Source organism: Bradyrhizobium sp. WSM3983 (assembly GCF_000473045.1).
In the GTDB taxonomy this organism is placed as follows: domain Bacteria; phylum Pseudomonadota; class Alphaproteobacteria; order Rhizobiales; family Xanthobacteraceae; genus Bradyrhizobium.
Window position 1 is genome coordinate 103,785 of record NZ_AXAY01000016.1, and the last position, 20,514, is coordinate 124,298.

A 20,514-nucleotide genomic window follows, 5' to 3' on the forward strand; every position below is an offset into this window, starting at 1 on the left:
AACCGTTATCCGCGACGCGCTGATTTTCGTTTCCGTAACCCGCGGGAATCGCAGACTTTTCTACCGTGCATGGGGTTGTTTTCGAGTTTTGACCGGAGGGGACCCGGAGGTCCCCCTCCGTCGCCCACTCAGTCCACCGAGACCCCGGCGAACTCCACCACCTTGCGCCACTTGTCCGTCTCGTTAGCGACGAGCTTACCGAACTCGGCTGGCGTCATCGGCTTGGGGATGCCGCCGTTCTCGGTCAGCCGCGCCGCCACCTTCGGGTCCTTCAGCGCTTCGCCGACGGCCTTGTTCAGGATCTCGACGATTTCGGGCGGCGTGCCCTTCGGCGCGGAGATGCCGTAGAAGCCGACCGATTCGAAGCCGGGCACGGTCTCGGCGATCGCCGGCACGTCAGGCACGCTCGGCCAGCGCTGCGGTGAGGTGACGCCGATGGCGCGGACATTGCCGCCGCGCGACTGCTCGAGCGCCGAGGGCAAATTGTCGAAGATCAGCTGCACCTTGTTGGAGATGATGTCGGGGAAGGCCAAGGCCGAGCCCCGATAGGGCACGTGCTGCATGTCGCATTTGGTCATCGCCTTGAACAGCTCCGCAGACATGTGCACCGAGGTGCCGTTGCCGGACGAGGCGAACGAGATCTGGCCGGGATTGGCCTTGCAATAGTCGATGAACTCCTGAACCGTCTTCACCGGCATCGCGTTGGAGACGACCAGCATGTTGGTGAGCTGCATGATGCTGGCGACCGGGGTGGTGTCGCGCAGGAAGTCGAACGGCAGCTTCTTGTAGAGCGAGGTCGAGATCGCGTTGTTGGGCGCGACGAACAGCAGCGTGTAACCGTCGGCGGGCGCATTGATCGCGGCGGCGGCCGCGATGTTGCCGCCGGAGCCGGCGCGGTTCTCGACGATGAACTGCTGGCCGAGGCGATCCGAGAGCGCTTGCGCCATGATGCGGGCGACGATGTCGACCGGGCCGCCGGCGGCAAAGCCGATCATCCAGTGCACGGGACGGTTGGGGTAGTCGGCGGCGGAGGCGGGAGGGGAGGCTGTGAAAAGACCGAGAAGAAAAACCAGCCCGAAAACAGTGCTACGCAAAATTCGCAACATGACGCCTCCCATTGTTCTATTGTCGTTGGGCCGCATGCTTTCACAAAAAACGCCCGCTGCCTACATCGCCGCAAGTCGGTGTTGACGCGGGTCCGCCGGGACCGACCATGAGATTCGCGATCATCCTTCTCAGTGCGGCGCTGCTATTCAGCCCCGCCACCGCTCAAACCGGAGGCAACGCCATTTCCACCACGACGCTCAGCCTCGGGACCGCGACGCCGGGCGGCGGCTTCCCGCTCTATGGCAACGCCTTTGCGGAGGTGATGAATGCGGCGGATGCGTCGCTGACCATCGCCCCGCGCAACACCAAGGGCAGCAACGAGAACATTCCGCTGCTGGAGAAGGGCGAGCTCGATCTCGCGCTGGTGGCGGGCGAGCCGGCCTATGAAGCTTTCGCCGGCATCGGGCGGACGAAGGTCGCGCTGAAGATCTTGACCGCGATCTATTCCAACCCCGGCATGTTCGTGGTGCGGGCGGACAGTCCCTACAAGACGATTCCTGATCTCGTCGGCCAGCCGGTCGCGTTCGGCGCCAAAGGCTCGGGCCTGCCGATCCTGGCGCGCTATGTGCTCGATGGCCTCGGCCTGAAGCAGGACGAGGATTTCAAGGCGATCTATCTCGACCGCGCTGGCGACGGCCCCGCCATGGTCGAGGATGGCCGCGTCGCAGCACTCTGGGGCGCGGGCATCGGCTGGCCCGGATTTGCGGCGGTCGCATCGAGCGCATCGGGCGCGCGCTTCATCGCTCCGAGCGCTGACGAGATCGCGCGCATCCGCGCCAAGCACGCATTCCTGAAACCGCTGACCGTGCCGGCCGGCTCCTATCCAAAACAGTCCGAGCCGATCGCCTCGCTCGGCTCCTGGAGCTTTGTGCTGACGCGCGAGGATCTGCCCGACGATGTCGCCTATCGTCTCGCGACGACGCTGCACGGCGCCGAGGCGACATTCTGCAAGAAGCTCGCGCAGGCCTGCGAGACCACCGCGGCGAACACGATCGCCGCCGCGCCGAAGCCGGAACTGATTCATCCGGGCGTGATGAAGTATTTTCGCGAGATTGGCGTTGTGAAGTAGCGAATGGCGAGTGGTGAATAGCGAATGGAGCTAGTCCCATTCGCTACTCCCGATTCGCCACTCGCTTATCTCACTTCTTCACCATCGCACACGCCGGGTCCGGCGGCCCGAACGCCTTGTCGCCGGAAATGGTGGTGAGGATCTTGTAATAGTCCCACGGGTATTTGCTCTCCTCCGGCGTCTTCACCTGCACCAGCCAGAGGTCGTGCACCATCAGATTGTCATCGCGTAAGCGACCGTTGCGGGCGAAGAAATCCTCGACCGGCGTCTCGCGCATTTTCGTCGCGACCTTGAGCGGATCGTCGGTGCCGGCCGCCTTGATGGCGTTGAGATAGTGCATCACGCTGGAATAGACGCCGGCCTGCCACATCGACGGCATCTTGTTCATCTTGGCGAAATAGCGCTTCGACCATGCGCGCGTCTTGTCGTCCATGTCCCAGTAGAACGACGTCGTCAGCAACAGCCCTTGCGCTGCCTGCAGGCCGAGGCCGTGAATGTCGGTGATCAGCGCGAGCAGCGCGGCCATCTGCTGGCCGCCCTTGAACACGCCGAATTCAGAGCCGGTCTTGATCTCGTTCATGTTGTTGGGTGGGCCGGCCGCGATGCCGATGATCTTGGCCTTGGAGGCCTGCGCCTGCAGCACGAAGGACGAGAGGTCCGGCGTTGCCAGCGGTGGCCGTACCGAGCCCAGCACCTTGCCGCCATTGGCGGTGATGACGGTGGAGGCGTCGCGTTCCAGCGAATGGCCGAAAGCGTAGTCGTCGGTGATGAAGAACCAGCTGTCGCCGCCGCGCTTGACCACGGCATCCGCGGTGCCGACCGCGAGCGCGCGGGTGTCGAACACCCACTGCATCGCGTAGGGCGAGCAGAACTTGCCATGGAAGTCGGCGGTGCCGGTGGAGTGGGTGATGAACAGCCGCTTCTTCTCGTTAGCGACGTTCTGCACCGCGAGGCCGACGGCCGAGACCGGCACGTCGACGATCAGATCGACCTGGTCGACGTCGTACCAGCGCCGCGCGATCGCGCCGCCGACATCGGCCTTGAGCTGGTGGTCGCCGATCACGATGCTGATCGGCTTGCCGAGCACGGTGCCGCCGAAATCGTCGATCGCCATCTGCGCCGCCGTCACCGAGCCTTGGCCGGTCGGTGCCGAGGCCGGGCCGTTCATGTCGGTGAGCACGCCGATCTTGACGATATCGTCGGACACCTGCGCCATTGCGGTGCCCGCCAGCAGCGCCGCCGCCAAGGCGGCCGCGACCGGCAGTCCAAATCTCGCTGGATTCACGCTTGTCCTCCCCTGATCCGGCTCGTTGGCCGGCGTTGCTTGTCCCGGGTACGGCCCGGCTGAATTGGTTTCTTTTGCAACTATTCAGGGGTGGGCGTCAATCTCAGGCGGCGAAACGGATCTGCCCGGCGGGCGAGGCATCGTAGCCGGTGAGCTCCTCGGCCCGCTGGAGCAGCCGCCGTTCGCTGAGGAACCGGATCAGGGCCTGCATGGCCGGGCGGAAATAGCTGCGCTGCCGCATCGCGAGGTCAAAATTCTCCCAGACCAGCGGTACGAAATCGAGGCCCGCCGAGCGCGCCGCCGCGCGCGTCGCAACGCCGCAATCGGCTTGTCCGGCGCGGACCATTTCGGCGAAATCCGGCCCGGTGAGGGCAGGGGTCTCCACTCGGCGCAAATCGCGCGCCGAGGCCCCCGCGCGCGTCAGCAGCACGTCGAGCAGCATCTGCGCGCCCGTGCCCTGTTGCCGCATCGCCATCCGCGAGCCGAGCGCGAGCACGTCGGAGAGACCGCGCAGCCGTTTCGGATTGCCCGGGGGCAGCACGAGACCCTGCTCGCGGCGCACGAAGGCGATCAGCAGCGCGTCATGCAGGTCCGGCGCGTCCCGCAGCGCCGTCGCGCTGGCGTCGGAGGCGAGATTGCCCTCGGCGTCGAGGCTGTGGAAGTGCACCGCGACCGCCATAACTTCATCGCGCTGCAGGCGCTCGAGCCCGCGCGCGCTGCCTTCGGTCATCGATCCCAGGCCCGAACCGGATTCACGCAGGCTCCAGTCCAGCAGCTCGTCCTGGCTGCCGCCCACGACCGGCGGCGGCTCCGCGGTCAGCATGCCGGCCGGACGCGCCATTCCCGACAGCACCCAGAGATCGAGCTCATGCCGCGGGAAGAGCCATTTGCCGGTCACCTTGGTACAGGGGATCGCGCCGTTGGTGACGAGTTCGTAGAGCTTGCGTTCGCCGAGACGGAGATAGTCCGCGGCTTCGCTGGTCGTCAGGAATTCCATCCTGCATTCCTATGCAAATTCTTGCTTCTTTTTGACGTTCAACGCAGGTGGAATTCTGCACTTCGATTTTTTGTCCGCGCGAACCATGCCCGATGATCTCGTTGCTTTGCAACACATCCTGACACGTGTTTTGGTTTTGGTTGACGATCTTGCGAGGCTCGAATGGCGCGGGCCTTGCGGCATGATTGCAACGTGCCGGTTGATTGATTGCCGAAATATCCCGAATAATTCGCGTCAGCGCGGTCACCGACACGTCGTGAGCTTGCCTCTCGGTAGCAGATGAAGCCGAGCTCTATCTCATGTTGCTTCCGCTCGCTCAACTCCGTCACGAGTGCGGCGCAATCGATCATCATGATCGCGTCATCTTCAATGGGAACCCGTCATGGCCGTTCGCCGACTGACCGTTGCATTTGCGCTTCTCTGCGGCCTCACCGGGGGCATCGCGGCCTCGTCTGCCGAGGAGCGTGCGATTGTCCTGGCCTCGACGACATTGACGCAGGATTCCGGCCTGCTCGACTATCTGCTGCCGATCTTCCGCAACAAGACCGGTGTCGAGGTGACGGTGATCGCGCGCCGCAGCAACGAGGTGCTCGACGTAGCACGACGGGGCGAGGTCGACGTCGTGTTGATGCATGCCCGGCCGCAGGAAGAGAAATTCGTCGCCGACGGTTTTGCCACGAAACGCTACGACGTCATGTACAACGACTTCGTGCTGATCGGGCCGAAGAGCGATCCTGCCGGCGTGAAGGGCAAGGACATCGCAACGGCGCTGAAGGCGATCGAGGCCAAGGGTGCACCGTTCATAACGCGTGGCGATCGATCCGGCACCCACGCAGCGGAACTTGCACTGTGGATCGTCGCCGGCATCGACATCGCCAGTACCAAGGGCGCCTGGTATCGCGAGAGCGGGCAGGGCATGACCGCCGCCCTCGACACGGCACGCACGGCGAATGCCTATGTGCTCGCGGACCGAGCCAGCTGGATCGCCTTCAGGGATCGTGGCGATCTCGACATCGTCGTCGAGGGCGACAAGCGGCTGCTCAACCAATACGGTGTGATGCTGGTGAACCCGGAGAAGCATCCGAACGTCAGGAAGGAACTGGGCCAGACCTTCATCGACTGGTTGACCTCGCCGGAGGGGCAAGCGGCGATCGCCGGCTACAAGGTCGACGGGCAACAGGTGTTCTTTCCGAATGCGGACAAGCCGGGCGGCTGATTGGTCGAGGCACCAGCGGTTGCCAAACCGCGCGATGCGTGATCCATCATGAGGCATGACCCAGCGCCTGCCGCCCTCGCTGACGCCGCTCGAGACCGCGCTCGCCGCGCTGCTGCGCGGCGTTGATCCGGTCATGCCGATCGAATTGCCGTTGGCGGAAGCGGCCGGCTGTACCGCCGCCGGAGTGCCGTTGCTATCAGCCTATCCGCCGTGCGACATCGCCGCCGTCGATGGCTGGGCGTTGCGCGCCAACGATCTCGTCGGTGCGTCCTCCTATTCGCCGCTGCCTCTGACCGAGCCTCCCGCGTGGGTCGACGCAGGTGACGCGATGCCGGCAGGATGCGATTGCGTGCTCGATGCCGGTGCGGTCGAAGTGTCGGGCGCGCTCGCTCTGGTGCTGGCGGAGGGCCTTCCGGGACAAGGCGTCGGGCGTAGCGGTAGTGACGTGGCCGAAAGCGCGCCCGTGGCCACAGCGGGATATCCCGTTGGTGCGGCGGCCCTCTTGCTTGCGCGTGTCGCCGGTACAGAAAAGCTGAGCGTCAGGCGACCGCGGCTGCGCATCGTCAACGTGCCGGGCGCAACAACGACGATGCAGATGATCACCGACCTCGCGCGCGCGGCAGGATTGGATGTGGTCGCGCATGAAGCCAGCACACGCGATGCAGTATCGATCGCGGAGGCGCTTGATGTCTCCGCCTGCGATCTCCTGCTGACGATCGGCGGCAGCGGCGTCGGTCGCGCGGATGTCGCGGTGACTGCGCTGGCCCAGCGAGGGGCGGAGTTCGCCCATGGCCTTGCGCTCCAGCCTGGACGCACCGCAGCCGTTGGGCGGCTCGGAAAAGTTCCCGTCGCTGCCTTGCCCGGGGCGCCCGGTCCGGCGCTCGCGGTTTGGTTCGCGCTGGTGCTTCCACTCATCGATCGATTGTCGGCGCGGCAGCCGCGCCGCACGGTGACCTTGCCACTTGCGCGCAAGATTGCTTCCAGCGTCGGCATTGCCGAGGTCGCTCTGCTGGCCGAGGAACATAAAACGTGGATGCCGCTTGCAGTCGGTGAATGGCCGCTCCACGCCATTGCCAGAGCGGATGCATGGCTGCTCATTCCCGCCAGCCACGAGGGATTTGCGGCGAGCGAGCCGGTCGGTGCTTATTTGATGCGGGAATGATATGGGTTCCGGCATGACGATGATCCCAAAAGCGCGAGATCGCAGCGCGCTCGAACAGGAGCAATTCCTCAATATCCTCTCGCGTGAGGAGGCGCTGGCGCGCTTCGCGGCGGCCCTATTTCCGCGCGCGATCCCGAGCGAGCGGCGCAAGCTTGCCGATGCGCTCGGCACGGCACTCGCCGAGGACATCACCGCACCGATCGACGTGCCGCCGTTCGACCGCTCCAATGTTGATGGTTTTGCCGTCCGCTCGGCGGATCTTTCCGCCGCTGGTGAAGGCGCGCCCGCGCGGCTCGCGCTGAACGGCGAGACCATTCACTGCGGCATCGCGCCTAAGCTGCAAGTCGCAGTCGGGACCGCAACGCCAATCGCCACTGGCGGCCCGTTGCCGCGAGGCGCCGATGCTGTGGTCATGGTCGAGCACACTCAGCCGGCCGGCTCCGATGCGCTCGAGGTCCGTCGCGCGGTCTCGCCGGGGCAATTCGTGTCCTATGCCGGATCCGACATCGCGCGCGGCGAGGCGCTGCTGCGCGCCGGCACGATCATCGGCTCGCGCGAGATCGGCATGCTGGCGGCCTGTGGCATCGCCGAGGTGAGAGTTGCGCGGAAGCCGCGTGTTGCCGTGATCTCCACCGGCGACGAGCTGGTGCAGCCCGGCGAGGCTCTTGCGCCGGCCGCGATCTACGACACCAATGGCGCCATCGTCGCAGCCGCGATCGACGAGAATGGTGGTGAGGCGATCTTCCTTGGTGCGATTCCCGACGACGAAGCCAAGCTCGAAGCCGCGATGCGCCACGCGCTGGCGGATGCCGACATGCTGGTGCTCTCCGGCGGCACGTCGAAAGGCGCGGGCGATCTGTCCCATCGCATCATCGGCCGGCTCGGCCAGCCCGGCATCATCGCGCATGGCGTTGCGCTCAAGCCAGGCAAGCCACTGTGTCTTGCAATGTGCGACGGCAAGCCGGTGGTGATCCTGCCGGGCTTTCCGACCTCGGCGATGTTCACCTTCCACGACGTGGTCGTGCCGGCGCTGCGCAAGATGGCCGGCCTGCCACCGCGCTCCGATACCAAGGTGAGCGCGACCGTGCCGGTGCGCATCGCCTCCGAGCTCGGCCGCACCGAATTCATCATGGTCTCGCTGGTCGAGGGCAAGGACGGTCTGATCGCCTATCCCTCCGGCAAGGGTTCTGGCGCGATCACGTCGTTCGCCCAGGCCGACGGCTTTCTGCGCATCGAAGCGCTCGCCGACCAGATGCCGGCCGGCACCGGCGCCGAGGTGACGCTGTTCACCCCGCATGTGCGGGTGCCCGATCTCGTCATCGTCGGCAGTCACTGTACCGGCCTCGACCTCGTCACCGCACCGCTCGCGCATGCGGGCCTGACCGTGCGCTCGATCGCCGTCGGCAGCCTTGGCGGGCTTGCGGCAGCGAAGCGCGGCGAGTGCGATCTCGCACCGATCCATCTGTTCGACGACGAGAGCGAGACTTACAACGCGCCTTACCTCGCCGAGGGGCTCGAACTCGTGCCGGGCTGGCGGCGGATGCAGGGCATCGTCTTTCGCGACGGCGACAGACGTTTCGAGGGGCTCGGCGCGAAGGAGGCGGTCGCGGCTGCGCTCGCCGATGCCACCTGCATCATGGTCAACCGCAATCAGGGCGCCGGAACGCGTATCCTGATCGACCGGCTGCTCGGCGGCGCGCGTCCGGAAGGTTATTGGAACCAGCCGCGTTCGCACAACGCGGTTGCGGCGGCCGTCGCGCAGCACCGCGCCGATTGGGGCATGACCATTGCGCCGGTCGCCCATGCGGTCGGCCTCGGTTTCATTCCGCTCGCGGAGGAGCATTATGACTTTGCCTTGGTGACGGCACGAAAGCAGCGGCCGGCCGTGCAGGCGTTTCTCGACGCACTCGGCTCGGACGAGGCGAGAGCGGCACTGGAGCGGGCGGGCTTCCGGCCCGCGTAGACGACAGACGACGTGGCATTCAAGCCGCGCGACAGAAAGGGTGGGGGACGCGATGCTAGGGCCGCTTTCGGTTGCGATCGTCGGTGCCGGCATGGGCGGGCTTGCGACCGCTGCGGCCCTCAGGCGCATGAGCGGACCCATACGAGCTGGGTTTACGGCTACGACGCCTGGTCGGTGCACTGGCGGCTTGAGCTTGATTGAGCCGCGTCATCCAGTGCCGCGAGCCGCTCGGCCTCGGCGATGTCCTCGACCGTGTTGGCGTTGAAGAACGGATCGAGCGGCTCGGCCGGCCACGTCACCGTCGCGAGCGGGTAGCGCGCGGTCCAGCGATCGATCTTGCGGAGATCCTCGACGACCAGCGCGTGACGCAGCTCAGCGCGCAAGGCGACGCGCCACAGGCCGATCACCGGATGCGACTGGTCGCCTGAAGCCGCGACTGCGAGCTGCGCGTTCTGTCGCGCTCGTGCCTCGTGCAGGCGCGCGACGAGATCGCGTGGCAGGAACGGACAGTCGCCGGCGGCGCTGAGCACCCATTCGATGTCGGGCCGGTTCGCGGCGGTCCAGTCGAGCGCAGCGAGAACGCCGGCGAGCGGGCCGGGGAAGCCGGGCACGTCATCGGCGATCACCTGCAGGCCGAACGCGGCGAAGCGCGCTGGATCGCCATTCGCATTGAGGATCAATCCGTCGCACTGAAGCGAGAGGCGCGCGATCACGCGCTCCAAGATGGTGCGGCCACCGATGGTCCGCATCGGCTTGTCGCCGCCGCCCATGCGGCGCGCCAGACCGCCGGCGAGCAGCACGCCCTGTGTGGGCGGAATTTCAGTCGTCACCACGTTCGCCCTTGCGCTTGTGTTTCGCCGACTCTTCCTCGACGTAATCGAGGTTCTGGTCGTAGACGATCCGTTCCTCGCCGGCGAGCGCGATGAAGCGCTTGCCGCGGGTGCGTCCGACCAGCGTCAGCCCCACCTGCCTCGCGAGGTCGACACCCCAGGCGGTGAAGCCGGAGCGCGACACCAGGATCGGAATGCCCATCCGCACCGTCTTGATCACCATTTCCGAGGTGAGACGTCCGGTGGTGTAGAGGATCTTGTCGGAGGCATCGACGCCATGGCGGTACATCCAGCCCGCGATCTTGTCGACGGCGTTGTGGCGGCCGACGTCCTCGGTGTAGCAGAGCGGCTCGCCCTCCTTGCACAACACGCAGCCATGGATCGCGCCGGCCTCGAGATAGAGCGAGGGCATGGTGTTGATGGTCTGCGTCATCTGGTAGAGCCAGGACGTGCGCAGCTCAGCCTTCGGCAGCGCGACACTCTCGACCGCCTCCAGCAGGTCACCGAAGGCGGTGCCCTGCGCGCAGCCCGAGGTCTGCGTCCGCTTCTTCAGCTTGGCCTCGAAATTGGTGTGGTGCTCGGTGCGCACCACCACGACCTGAAGGTCGTCGTCGTATTCGACCTCCGTGACCGCATCATTGTATTTCAGCATGTTCTGGTTCAGCAGGTAGCCTAGTGCCAGATATTCCGGATAGTCACCGATCGTCATCATGGTGACGATCTCCTGCGAATTCAAATAGAGCGTCAGCGGCCGCTCCACCGGCACCTTGATCTCGACCTTGGCGCCGGTCTGGTCGGTCCCGGTCACGCTCTCGGTCAGGCGCGGGTCGTCCGGATTGGGGACGATCAGGGGTACCGGGGCTTTGTCGATCTTCATCATGGTCACGACGTTAGCATGACATTCGGGTCAAGCCGATATAAGCATGCTGGGGAACGGGCAAAATGCCTTCGCTCGTCATTGCGAGCGCAGCGAAGCAATCCAGAATTCTTCCGCGGTGGCAGTCTGGATTGCTTCATCGCTGCGCTCCTCGCAATGCCGGGGAGGGGACAGAGGTTCCATCGGCGAGCGTTGGTTGCGGAAGAGAGACCAGGAATGAAAGTTGTCGGCCTTGCAGGCTGGAGCGGTGCGGGCAAGACCACGCTGTTGACGCGGCTGATCCCGCATTTCAACGCGCAGGGGCTGCGCGTCTCCGTCATCAAGCATGCGCATCATCAATTCGACGTCGACGTGCCGGGCAAGGATTCCTGGCGTCATCGCGAGGCCGGTGCGGCTGAGGTGCTGGTGGCGTCGTCGAACCGCTGGGCCCTGATGCATGAATTGCGCGGGGCGGCCGAGCCGCGGCTGCCGGAACTGTTGAGCAAGCTGTCCACGGTCGATCTTGTGGTGGTCGAGGGTTTCAAGCGCGAGCCGCATCGCAAAATCGAGGTGCATCGCGCCGGCAACGCCAAGCCGCTGCTGTTCCCCGAAGATCCCGGCATTGTCGGAATTGCGACCGACGCTGCGGTTGAAACCCGGCTGCCGACCGTCCATCTCGATGATATCGAGGCTGCGGCGGCATTGCTGCTGCGAGTGGCGATGCCGGTCGAGGAAGTGGTTGCAAGAAGCGCGGCGATGCGCTGACGAGGCACCATGGCGCAACTGTCGGATGATTGTTTTGCCTTCGGCGGACCGATAATGTCGGTCGACGAGGCCGTTGGCCTGATCACGGCACGCGTCAGCGCGATTGCCGATCTCGAGACGGTGACGCTGGTCGATGCCGACGGGCGTGTGCTGGCGCGCGATATCGCGGCACCGCTGCCGCTGCCGCCGTTCACGAATTCGGCCGTCGACGGTTACGCCGTGGGCAATGCCGACCTTCCGGTCAAAGTGGAACAGGCTTTCCCGCTCGATGGCCGCATCCAGGCCGGCGGCCTTGCACAAGCACCGATCAAGCCCGGTCGCACCGCGCGTATCTTCACGGGCGCGCCGATGCCGCCGGGGGCCGAGACCGTCTTCATGCAGGAAGATGTTCGCATCGATGACGCCGGCAAGATCGTGCTGCCACCCGGGCTGAAGCCGGGCGCCAATGTCCGCCCCGCCGGCGAGGACATTCCCGTTGGCCATGTCGCGCTGCGTGCCGGCCAGCGGCTGCGACCGCAACATGTCGCACTTGCAGCCGCGTTTGGCCTGACGCGGCTCGATGTGGTCAGGCGCATTCGCGTCGCGGTGTTCTCCACGGGCGACGAGCTGGCCTCGCCCGGCGAGCCGCGCACGGCCTCGCAGCTGTTCGATTCCAACCGCTTCATGCTGATGGCGATGCTGCGCCGTCTCGGCTGCGAGGTCTCCGATCTCGGAATTCTGCGCGACGAACCCACCTCGCTCGCGAACGGATTGAGACAGGTTGCAGGCCATCACGATCTGATCCTCACCACCGGCGGCGTGTCGACCGGCGAGGAGGACCACGTCAAGGCGGCGGTCGAGAGCATCGGCTCACTCGTGCTGTGGCGGATGGCGATCAAGCCGGGCCGCCCCGTGGCGATGGGCATCATCGGCGGCACGCCGCTGATCGGGCTGCCCGGCAATCCCGTCGCGAGTTTTGTTACATTCGTCCATGTGGTGCGGCCAACGGTGCTGGCGCTCGCCGGCAGTCTGCCGGAGCCGCTGTTGCCGATCCCGCTGCGCGCGGCGTTCACCTACAAGAAGAAGCTGGGTCGTCGCGAATATGTGCGCGCCTGCTTGCGGCGCGCCCAGGACGGCACGCTGGAAGCGGTCAAGTTTCCTCGCGAAGGCGCCGGGTTGCTGTCGTCGTTGGTGGAGACCGACGGATTGATTGAACTGGGCGAGGACATCACGGGCGTCGAGCCGGGGGAGGGCGTAGGTTTCCTGTCCTATGCGGATCTACTCTGAAGCCCTTGCGTTGACGTCCTCGATCCCTCCCGCCATGTTGCGTTCATGACCCGAACGACGCTCGATCTCACCGGGCTGAAATGCCCGCTGCCAGCCTTGAAAACGCGCAAGGCGTTGAAACCATTGCAGCCGGGCGATCAGCTCGAAGTGCACTGCACCGATCCGTTGTCGGTGATCGACATTCCGAACCTGATCCGCGAGACGGGCGACACGGTGGAAATCACCGAGCGCAACGATGCGCGCATCGTGTTCTTGATAGAAAAAGCAAATGGCTCGATAGACAGCGCCAATGCTGCGCTGCGTTCTTGAGCGCGTGACCGCGCTGATACCGACCATTTATCTATCGACATCGATCACGGCTTCTGCCCCAATTGACTTTGTCCGTGCAGGCGCGGAGGTTGAGTTTTGTCTGCGATACGCGGATCAACGGGCCACTTACGAAGCCTGCAAACGTATCGGGCATAGAGCCCCGATCGAGGGGTTAACTTTTCAGGCGCGCGTGACGATCCTGGCGCGCGTCGGGTGATTGGGCGGGGCAGCAGGGACAACAACTGCAACGCAATGGGCTGAGGACCAGGATGGTAGCGGCAGGCTCGCTCAGAAGGGCAGCCCGCAGGGGAGGAATGCATGACGACAGTTGAAAGCGCCGGGAAACTTTCGAGCGCAGGCGCGGGGATTTTTGATCGCGAACACACGGTCGCCAAGGCTGGCTTCAACCGCTGGCTGGTGCCGCCGGCGGCACTCTGCATCCATCTGTGCATCGGTATGGCCTACGGTTTCTCGGTGTTCTGGCTGCCGTTGTCGCGTGCGATCGGCATCACGCAGAGCAAAGCGTGTCCGGACATGTCGCTGTGGCAGGAGCTGTTCACCACGACCTGCGACTGGAAGGTTGCGAGTCTGGGATGGATGTACACGCTGTTCTTTGTCTTGCTCGGCGTTTCCGCCGCGATCTGGGGCGGCTGGCTGGAGCGCGCCGGTCCGCGCAAGGCGGGCGCCGTCGCCGCCTGCTGTTGGGGCGGTGGTCTTCTGATCGGTGCTTTCGGCGTCTACGTTCACCAGCTCTGGATCATGTGGCTCGGCGCCGGCGTGATCGGTGGCGTGGGACTTGGGCTCGGCTACATCTCGCCGGTGTCGACTTTGATCAAATGGTTTCCAGATCGCCGCGGCATGGCGACTGGCATGGCTATTATGGGATTTGGCGGCGGTGCCATGATTGGAGCGCCTCTGGCCAATCTCCTGATCAACTACTTCAAGACGCCCAATTCGGTCGGCGTCTGGGAGACCTTCGTCACGATGGGAGTGATCTATTTCGTCTTCATGATGATCGGCGCCTTCGCTTATCGCGTGACTCCGGCCGGCTGGCAGCCCGAAGGCTGGACCCCGCCGAGCGAGAAGAAGTCGATGATCACCGAGCACCATGTCCATCTCGACAATGCGCACAAGACGCCGCAATTCTGGTTCATCTGGTGGGTGCTCTGCTTGAACGTCTCGGCGGGCATCGGCGTGATCGGCATGGCCTCGCCCATGCTCCAGGAAATCTTCGCCGGCAAGCTGATCGGGCATCCGGAGTTGACCTTTGGTCAGCTTTCGGTTGAACAGAAAGCAGCGATCGCAGCGATCGCTGCGGGATTCGCCGGCCTGCTGTCATTGTTCAACATCGGCGGCAGGTTCTTCTGGGCGTCGATGTCGGACCTCATGGGCCGCAAGAACACTTATTATACGTTCTTCCTTCTGGGCATCGCGCTCTACGCGCTGGCACCGACCTTCGCGGCGATGGGCTCGAAGCTGCTGTTCGTACTCGGCTTCGGAATCATCCTGTCGATGTATGGCGGCGGCTTCGCGACCGTGCCGGCCTATCTCGCCGATATGTTCGGCACGCAGTTCGTCGGCGCCATCCACGGCCGGTTGCTGACGGCATGGTCGACGGCCGGCATCATCGGTCCAGTGGTGGTGAACTACATCCGCGAGTTCCAGCTCGCGGCCGGCGTGCCGCGTGACCAGCTCTACAACACCACCATGTACATTCTCTGCGCGATGCTGATCGCGGGCATCATCTGCAACTATCTGATCAAGCCGGTCGATCCGAAGTGGAACATGAGCGAGGAGGAGGTCGCCAGGCTCCAGGCCGCGAGCGCCAAGACCGAGGCGGGCATCCAGCACGGCTCCTTCGGCATCGGCAAGGGCGGGCTTGACGTATGGGCGGCGCTGTTCTGGGCCTTTGTCGGCGTTCCGCTTGCTTGGGGCGTATGGAAGACGCTTGAAAGCGCGGTGAAGATCTTCTGATCGTAAACTCACATCGCCGCGGGATGCTGTCGTTCAGCTTCCCGCGGCGTTTGCCTGCTAAAATGATCGAGAATGGGACTTAGGGGGACACTTATGCTTCGCGCCCGTATCTGCCTCGCCGCCATGCTGCTGGCCGCAGGCCTCCACACCGCATCCGCGCAGACCGCAACCACGCCCGCGGCTCCGGCCGCGACGACCGAGGCCAAGCCGCCGGGCAAGATGAAGCTCACGATGCAGAAGCTGAAGGACATGAAGGCGAAGTGGTCCGCCAACAAGCCGAAGCTCAAGGCCTGTCGCGCCGAGGTGAAGTCCAAGGGCTTCGCCGGCGACGATCGCTGGTTCTACATCGAAGAGTGCATGGGCAAGACCTGAGACCATTCCGCGATCAGCGTTTTCGTGGAGGCATGGTCGTTCGCGGCCCGCTCCCTAAATCGTTATAGAGCCGTTCTAAATTCCCTTGCATCTGGCATGCCAGAGACTACAGTTGCGTCCGGCGAGAGCCAGATCATCGCGCTTTTGAGGAGAACGCGGCGTTTCCATGAGCAGCAACGACGACGTTCACAAGGTCAGGGAATTCGAGCATCCGGGCGAGGGGCGCCGGCGTGCCAAATCCACGCCCAAGGGGCGGCAGGTCGATCCAACCGCCTTGCACGAGATCGAGCAGTTGCTCGGCGACAAGCCGCGGCGGCGCGATCTGCTGATCGAATATCTGCACCTGATCGAGGACAAATATCACCAGATCTCGGCTGCGCATCTTGCTGCGCTCGCCGACGAGATGAAGCTCGCCTTCGCCGAAGTGTTCGAGACTGCGACGTTCTACGCGCATTTCGACGTGGTGAAGGAAGGCGAGCCCGACATTGCGCCACTGACGATCCGAGTCTGCGATTCGCTGACCTGCGCGATGCTCGGCGGCGAAAAACTGCTCGAGGATTTGCAGAGTGCGTCGGGTCCCGGCATCCGCGTGGTGCGCGCGCCCTGCGTCGGTCGCTGCGATACGGCGCCTGCCGCGGAAGTCGGCCACAACTTCGTCGACCATGCCACTGTCGCCAATGTGATGGCGGTGGCGAAGGCCGGCGACACCCATGCGCGTCTGCCCAAATATATCGACTATGACGCCTATCTTGCCGGCGGCGGCTACAAGCTGCTCCATCGCCTGCGCTCCGGCGAATTGTCGAAGGACGATCTGCTCAAAGAGCTCGACGACGCCTCGTTGCGCGGACTCGGTGGCGCTGGCTTCCCCACGGGACGCAAATGGCGCGCGGTGCTTGGCGAGCCCGGTCCGCGGCTGATGGCGATCAACGGCGACGAGGGCGAGCCCGGCACGTTCAAGGACCGCGTCTATCTCGAAACCGATCCGCACCGTTTCATCGAGGGCATGCTGATCGGCGCCCATGTGGTGCAGGCGTCCGAAATCTACATCTACATCCGCGACGAATATCCGGCGGCTCGCGAGATCCTCGAACGCGAGATCGCGAAGCTGCCTGCGGGCGGCCCGACGCTGCACATGCGCCGCGGTGCCGGCGCCTATATCTGCGGCGAGGAGTCCTCGCTGCTCGAAAGCATCGAGGGCAAGCGCGGTCTGCCCCGGCACAAGCCGCCTTATCCGTTCCAGGTCGGCCTGTTCGGCCTGCCGACGCTGATCAACAACATCGAAACGCTGTGGTGGGTGCGTGACATCGTCGAGAAGGGCGCCGACTGGTGGAAGGGCCACGGCCGCCACGAGCGTCACGGCCTGCGCAGCTTCTCGGTCTCCGGTCGCGTCAAGACTCCCGGCATGAAGCTCGCGCCCGCCGGCATCACCGTGCGCGAGCTGATCGACGAATATTGCGGCGGCATGGCCGATGGCCATCGGTTCTACGCTTATCTTCCGGGCGGCGCGTCCGGCGGCATTCTGCCGGCGTCGATGGACGACATCCCGCTCGATTTCGGCACGCTGGAGAAATACGGCTGCTTCATCGGCTCAGCCGCGATCGTGGTCCTGTCGCAGAAGGACAGCGTGCGCGCGGCCGCGCTGAACCTGATGAAGTTCTTCGAGGACGAGAGCTGCGGCCAGTGCACGCCGTGCCGCGTCGGAACCCAGAAGGCGGCGCAGCTGATGCAGAAGCCGGTCTGGAACCGCGCATTGCTGGAAGAATTGAGTCAGGCGATGCGCGATGCCTCGATCTGCGGGCTCGGACAGGCGGCATCGAATCCGCTGTCCTCCGTGATCAAATATTTCCCTGACGAGTTCAAGGAAGCGGCCGAATGACCAGGATTACGTTTGAGCTCGACGGCAAGCAGGTCGAGGCCAAGCCCGGCGAGACGATCTGGCAGGTCGCCAAGCGGCAGGGCCGCGAGATTCCGCATCTGTGCTATTCGCCGGCGCCCGATTATCGCCCCGACGGCAATTGCCGCGCCTGCATGGTCGAGATCGAAGGCGAGCGCGTGCTGGCTGCGTCCTGCAAGCGCACGCCGTCGGTCGGTATGAAGGTGAAGACCGAGTCCGCGCGTGCGGTGTCGGCGCAGAAGATGGTGATGGAGCTGCTGGTCGCCGATCAGCCCGCGCGCGAGACCAGCCACGATCCGGATTCAAAATTCTGGCACTGGGCCGAAACCACGGGCGTGACCGAGAGCCGATTCCCCGCCGCCGAGCGCTGGGAGACCGATGCCAGCCATCCGGCGATGCGCGTCAATCTCGATGCCTGTATCCAGTGCGGCCTGTGCGTGCGCGCCTGTCGCGAGGTCCAGGTCAACGACGTCATCGGCATGGCTTATCGTAGTCACAGCTCGAAAATCGTGTTCGACTTCGACGATCCCATGGGCGAGTCCACTTGCGTCGCTTGCGGCGAGTGCGTGCAGGCCTGTCCGACCGGCGCGCTGATGCCGGCGGTGATGCTTGACGACAGGCAGACCCGCGTCACCTATGCCGACAGGAAGGTGGATTCGCTTTGCCCGTTCTGTGGCGTCGGCTGCCAGGTGACCTACGAGGTCAAGGACGAGAAGGTGATCTATGCCGAGGGCCGTGACGGCCCCGCCAATCACAACCGTCTCTGCGTCAAGGGCCGCTTCGGCTTCGACTACATCCACCATCCGCATCGCCTGACAAAGCCGCTGGTGCGGCTGCCGAATGCGAAGAAGGATGCCAACGATCAGGTCGATCCCGCCAATCCGTTCACGCATTTCCGCGAAGCAAGCTGGGACGAAGCGCTCGACATCGCCGCCAAGGGCCTCGTCAAGATCCGCGACGAGAAGGGCGTGAAGGCGCTGGCCGGCTTCGGTTCGGCCAAGGGCTCGAACGAAGAGGCCTATCTGTTCCAGAAGCTGGTGCGCACCGGTTTTGGTTCGAACAATGTCGACCATTGCACCCGTCTGTGCCACGCCTCGTCGGTGGCGGCGCTGTTCGAGGGCCTGAGCTCGGGCGCGGTGTCGGCGCCGTTCGCCGCCGCGATGGACGCCGAGGTGATCTGGGTGATCGGCGCCAATCCGACGGTGAACCATCCGGTCGCTGCGACCTACATCAAGAACGCCGCCAAGAACGGTGCAAAGCTCTTCGTCATGGATCCCCGCCGGCAGTCGCTGTCGCGTCATGCGACCAGGCATTTGCAGTTCAAGCCCGGCTCCGACGTCGCCATGCTGAACGCGATGATCAACACGATCATCACCGAAGGCCTGACCGACGACCAGTATATCGCCGGCTATACCGAGGGCTTTGAGGATCTCAAGGAGAAGATCAAGGAATTCACGCCGGAGAAGATGGAGGCGATCTGCGGCATCCCGGCGCAGACGTTGCGCGAGGTCGCGCGGACCTACGCGCGCGCAAAATCGTCGATCATCTTCTGGGGCATGGGTATCAGCCAGCATGTTCACGGCACCGACAATGCGCGCTGCCTGATCGCGCTGGCGCTCATCACCGGCCAGGTCGGCCGCCCCGGCACCGGCCTGCATCCGCTGCGCGGCCAGAACAACGTGCAGGGCGCCTCCGACGCCGGCCTGATCCCGATGTTCTTGCCGGACTATCAGCCGGTCGGCCGCGACGATCTGCGCGGCAGTTTCGAGAAGCTCTGGCAGCAGGATCTCGATCCCGTGCGCGGCCTGACCGTGGTCGAGATCATGAACGCGATCCACGCCGGTGAGATCAAGGGCATGTATATCGAGGGCGAGAACCCTGCGATGTCCGACCCTGATCTGCAGCACGCGCGCCAGGCGCTCGCGATGCTCGATCATCTCGTGGTGCAGGATCTCTTCGTTACCGAGACTGCGTTCCACGCCGACGTCATTCTGCCGGCCTCGGCGTTCGCGGAGAAGGACGGCTCCTTCACCAACACCGACCGTCGCGTGCAGCTCGCGCGCCAAGTGATCAAGCCGCCCGGCGATGCGCGGCAGGATCTCTGGATCATCCAGGAGATCGGCAAGCGCATGGGGCTGCCCTGGAATTACTCCGGCCCCGGCGAGGTCTACACCGAAATGGCGGAACTGATGCCGTCGCTCAAGAACATCAGCTGGGAGCGGCTGGTGCGTGAGGGCGCCGTTACCTATCCGGCCGACGATCCGAACAAGCCCGGCAACGAGATCATCTTCACCACAGGCTTCCCGACCGCGAGCGGCCGCGGCAAGATCGTTCCGGCCCATGTCATTCCGCCGGACGAGTTGCCCGACGACGAATATCCAATGGTGCTCTCGACCGGCCGCGTGCTCGAGCACTGGCACACCGGCTCGATGACGCGCCGCGCCCAGGTGCTGGACCAGATCGAGCCGGAAGCGGTTGCGTTCATGTCGCCCAAGGACATGCGCAAGATGAAACTTGTGCCCGGCGATTTCATTCGACTCGAGACCCGCCGCGGCGCGGTCGAGGTCAAGGTTCGCTCCGACCGCGACGTGCCGGAGAACATGGTGTTCATGCCGTTCTGCTACGCGGAGGCGGCAGCGAACCTGTTGACCAATCCGGCGCTCGATCCGTTCGGCAAGATCCCGGAGTTCAAGTTCTGCGCGGTGCGCGCCGAGCGCGCTGAGATGCGGGACGCGGCAGAGTAGGGCTCGGCCGTTGTCTGGGGTACACGCTGGCCCCAATCCCGGTGTCGTCCTGGCGAAAGCCAGGAGCCATACCGCGTGATCTCTCGGTCGCGGACGGTTGTCATCCCGAACGACGAGCCTTCGCCAAACCACGCCCTGGGGTAATGGGTCCTGGCTTTTGCCAGGACGACGGCTGGGCGCGTCGCTTCGCTCCCCGCAATGACGGTGCTACATGTGACGCATGTCCAAAGTCACTCCCGCCACCCGTACGCTTGAAGCCGCCCGCGTTACCTTCACCGTTCGTTCTTACGACTATGATCCCGATGCAGAGAGCATAGGCCTCCAGGCGGCCGCTGCGCTCGGCGAGGACCCGGCGCGCGTGTTGAAGACGTTGATGGCGCTGGTGGACGGCAAGCCGGTCTGCGTCATCGTTCCGTCCGACCAGGAAGTCTCGATGAAGAAGCTCGCCGCGGCCGTGAGCGGCAAAGTCGGCGCAGATGATGAAGCCGCCGGAGGCCGAGCGAGTCACTGGCTACAAGGTCGGCGGCATCAGCCCGTTCGGGCAGCGCAAACCGGTCCGCACCGTGATCGAGCAGAGCGCGCTCGCCCATGACCTGGTCTATCTCAATGGCGGTCAGCGCGGCCTGCAGGTGCGGATGAAGCCAACCGATGTGCGGGATGTCTTGAAGGCGGCCGTCGCCGATGTGGTCGCCTAAGCGTCTCGCA

17 protein-coding genes and 1 pseudogene are annotated in these 20,514 nt (G+C 64.7%); 12 read left to right on the plus strand and 6 right to left on the minus strand.

The window, feature by feature from the left end; all coding sequences use genetic code 11:
* Positions 1-128: 128 nt before the first annotated feature.
* Positions 129-1,106: a tripartite tricarboxylate transporter substrate binding protein gene (locus YUA_RS0123080; protein ID WP_027532830.1), complete on the minus strand. Its 978-nt coding sequence runs from the start codon at positions 1,104-1,106 to the stop codon at positions 129-131.
* Between the two features lie 107 nt (positions 1,107-1,213).
* Between YUA_RS0123080 and YUA_RS0123085 the strand changes: the two genes are divergently transcribed.
* Entirely contained in the window at positions 1,214-2,176 is a 963-nt protein-coding gene (locus YUA_RS0123085; protein ID WP_027532831.1) for a TAXI family TRAP transporter solute-binding subunit, read from the plus strand.
* Positions 2,177-2,246: 70 nt separating this feature from the next.
* On the opposite strand, the gene YUA_RS0123090 is transcribed toward YUA_RS0123085, so the two are convergent.
* The 3 genes from YUA_RS0123090 to YUA_RS50105 form a co-directional block, all read right to left on the minus strand.
* Entirely contained in the window at positions 2,247-3,461 is a 1,215-nt protein-coding gene (locus YUA_RS0123090) for an ABC transporter substrate-binding protein (protein WP_027532832.1), read from the minus strand.
* Between the two features lie 103 nt (positions 3,462-3,564).
* A complete protein-coding gene (locus tag YUA_RS0123095) occupies positions 3,565-4,458 on the minus strand; it encodes a helix-turn-helix transcriptional regulator (protein WP_027532833.1) in 894 nt (297 codons plus the stop codon).
* Positions 4,459-4,496: 38 nt separating this feature from the next.
* Positions 4,497-4,811, minus strand: coding sequence for a hypothetical protein (locus YUA_RS50105; protein WP_156947197.1), 315 nt, complete (start codon positions 4,809-4,811; stop codon positions 4,497-4,499).
* A gap of 29 nt (positions 4,812-4,840) precedes the next feature.
* Here YUA_RS50105 and YUA_RS0123100 point away from each other — a divergent pair, with 29 nt between their 5' ends.
* The 3 genes from YUA_RS0123100 to YUA_RS0123110 are packed head-to-tail and all read left to right on the plus strand — an operon-like array spanning position 4,841 to position 8,799.
* On the plus strand, positions 4,841-5,674 hold the full coding sequence (locus YUA_RS0123100; RefSeq protein ID WP_027532834.1) for an extracellular solute-binding protein: 834 nt from the start codon (positions 4,841-4,843) through the stop codon (positions 5,672-5,674).
* 55 nt (positions 5,675-5,729) lie between these two features.
* Positions 5,730-6,836, plus strand: coding sequence for a molybdopterin-binding protein (locus YUA_RS0123105; protein WP_027532835.1), 1,107 nt, complete (start codon positions 5,730-5,732; stop codon positions 6,834-6,836).
* Between the two features lie 13 nt (positions 6,837-6,849).
* Positions 6,850-8,799, plus strand: coding sequence for a molybdopterin biosynthesis protein (locus YUA_RS0123110; RefSeq protein WP_027532836.1), 1,950 nt, complete (start codon positions 6,850-6,852; stop codon positions 8,797-8,799).
* A 158-nt stretch (positions 8,800-8,957) separates the two neighbouring features.
* On the opposite strand, the gene mobA is transcribed toward YUA_RS0123110, so the two are convergent.
* Positions 8,958-9,632 (minus strand): molybdenum cofactor guanylyltransferase MobA, encoded by a 675-nt coding sequence (gene mobA, locus YUA_RS44770; RefSeq protein WP_051383339.1) that lies wholly within the window; start codon positions 9,630-9,632, stop codon positions 8,958-8,960.
* Positions 9,619-10,509: a formate dehydrogenase accessory sulfurtransferase FdhD gene (fdhD, locus tag YUA_RS0123120; protein WP_027532837.1), complete on the minus strand. Its 891-nt coding sequence runs from the start codon at positions 10,507-10,509 to the stop codon at positions 9,619-9,621. Before fdhD ends, mobA begins: the two co-directional genes overlap by 14 nt.
* Positions 10,510-10,722: 213 nt before the next feature.
* On the opposite strand from fdhD, the gene mobB reads away from it, so the two are divergent.
* The 8 genes and pseudogenes from mobB to ybaK all read left to right on the plus strand — a co-directional run bounded on the left by mobB (position 10,723) and on the right by ybaK (position 20,504).
* On the plus strand, positions 10,723-11,250 hold the full coding sequence (gene mobB / locus YUA_RS0123125; RefSeq protein WP_027532838.1) for a molybdopterin-guanine dinucleotide biosynthesis protein B: 528 nt from the start codon (positions 10,723-10,725) through the stop codon (positions 11,248-11,250).
* Between the two features lie 9 nt (positions 11,251-11,259).
* Complete coding sequence (gene glp, locus YUA_RS0123130) at positions 11,260-12,516, plus strand: gephyrin-like molybdotransferase Glp (RefSeq protein ID WP_027532839.1); 1,257 nt, start codon at positions 11,260-11,262, stop codon at positions 12,514-12,516.
* 45 nt (positions 12,517-12,561) lie between these two features.
* Complete coding sequence (locus YUA_RS0123135) at positions 12,562-12,825, plus strand: sulfurtransferase TusA family protein (protein WP_027532840.1); 264 nt, start codon at positions 12,562-12,564, stop codon at positions 12,823-12,825.
* A gap of 318 nt (positions 12,826-13,143) precedes the next feature.
* Entirely contained in the window at positions 13,144-14,799 is a 1,656-nt protein-coding gene (locus tag YUA_RS0123140) for an OFA family MFS transporter (RefSeq protein ID WP_027532841.1), read from the plus strand.
* Between the two features lie 93 nt (positions 14,800-14,892).
* Positions 14,893-15,171 carry a hypothetical protein gene (locus YUA_RS0123145; RefSeq protein WP_027532842.1) on the plus strand — a complete coding sequence of 93 codons (279 nt, stop codon included), beginning with the start codon at positions 14,893-14,895 and terminating at the stop codon, positions 15,169-15,171.
* Between the two features lie 166 nt (positions 15,172-15,337).
* Positions 15,338-17,047: an NADH-ubiquinone oxidoreductase-F iron-sulfur binding region domain-containing protein gene (locus tag YUA_RS0123150; RefSeq protein WP_027532843.1), complete on the plus strand. Its 1,710-nt coding sequence runs from the start codon at positions 15,338-15,340 to the stop codon at positions 17,045-17,047.
* On the plus strand, positions 17,044-19,809 hold the full coding sequence (gene fdhF / locus YUA_RS0123155) for a formate dehydrogenase subunit alpha (protein ID WP_027532844.1): 2,766 nt from the start codon (positions 17,044-17,046) through the stop codon (positions 19,807-19,809). The genes YUA_RS0123150 and fdhF overlap by 4 nt, the downstream gene beginning before the upstream one ends.
* A gap of 220 nt (positions 19,810-20,029) precedes the next feature.
* A pseudogene (ybaK, locus tag YUA_RS44775) lies at positions 20,030-20,504 on the plus strand (Cys-tRNA(Pro) deacylase).
* Positions 20,505-20,514: the final 10 nt, after the last annotated feature.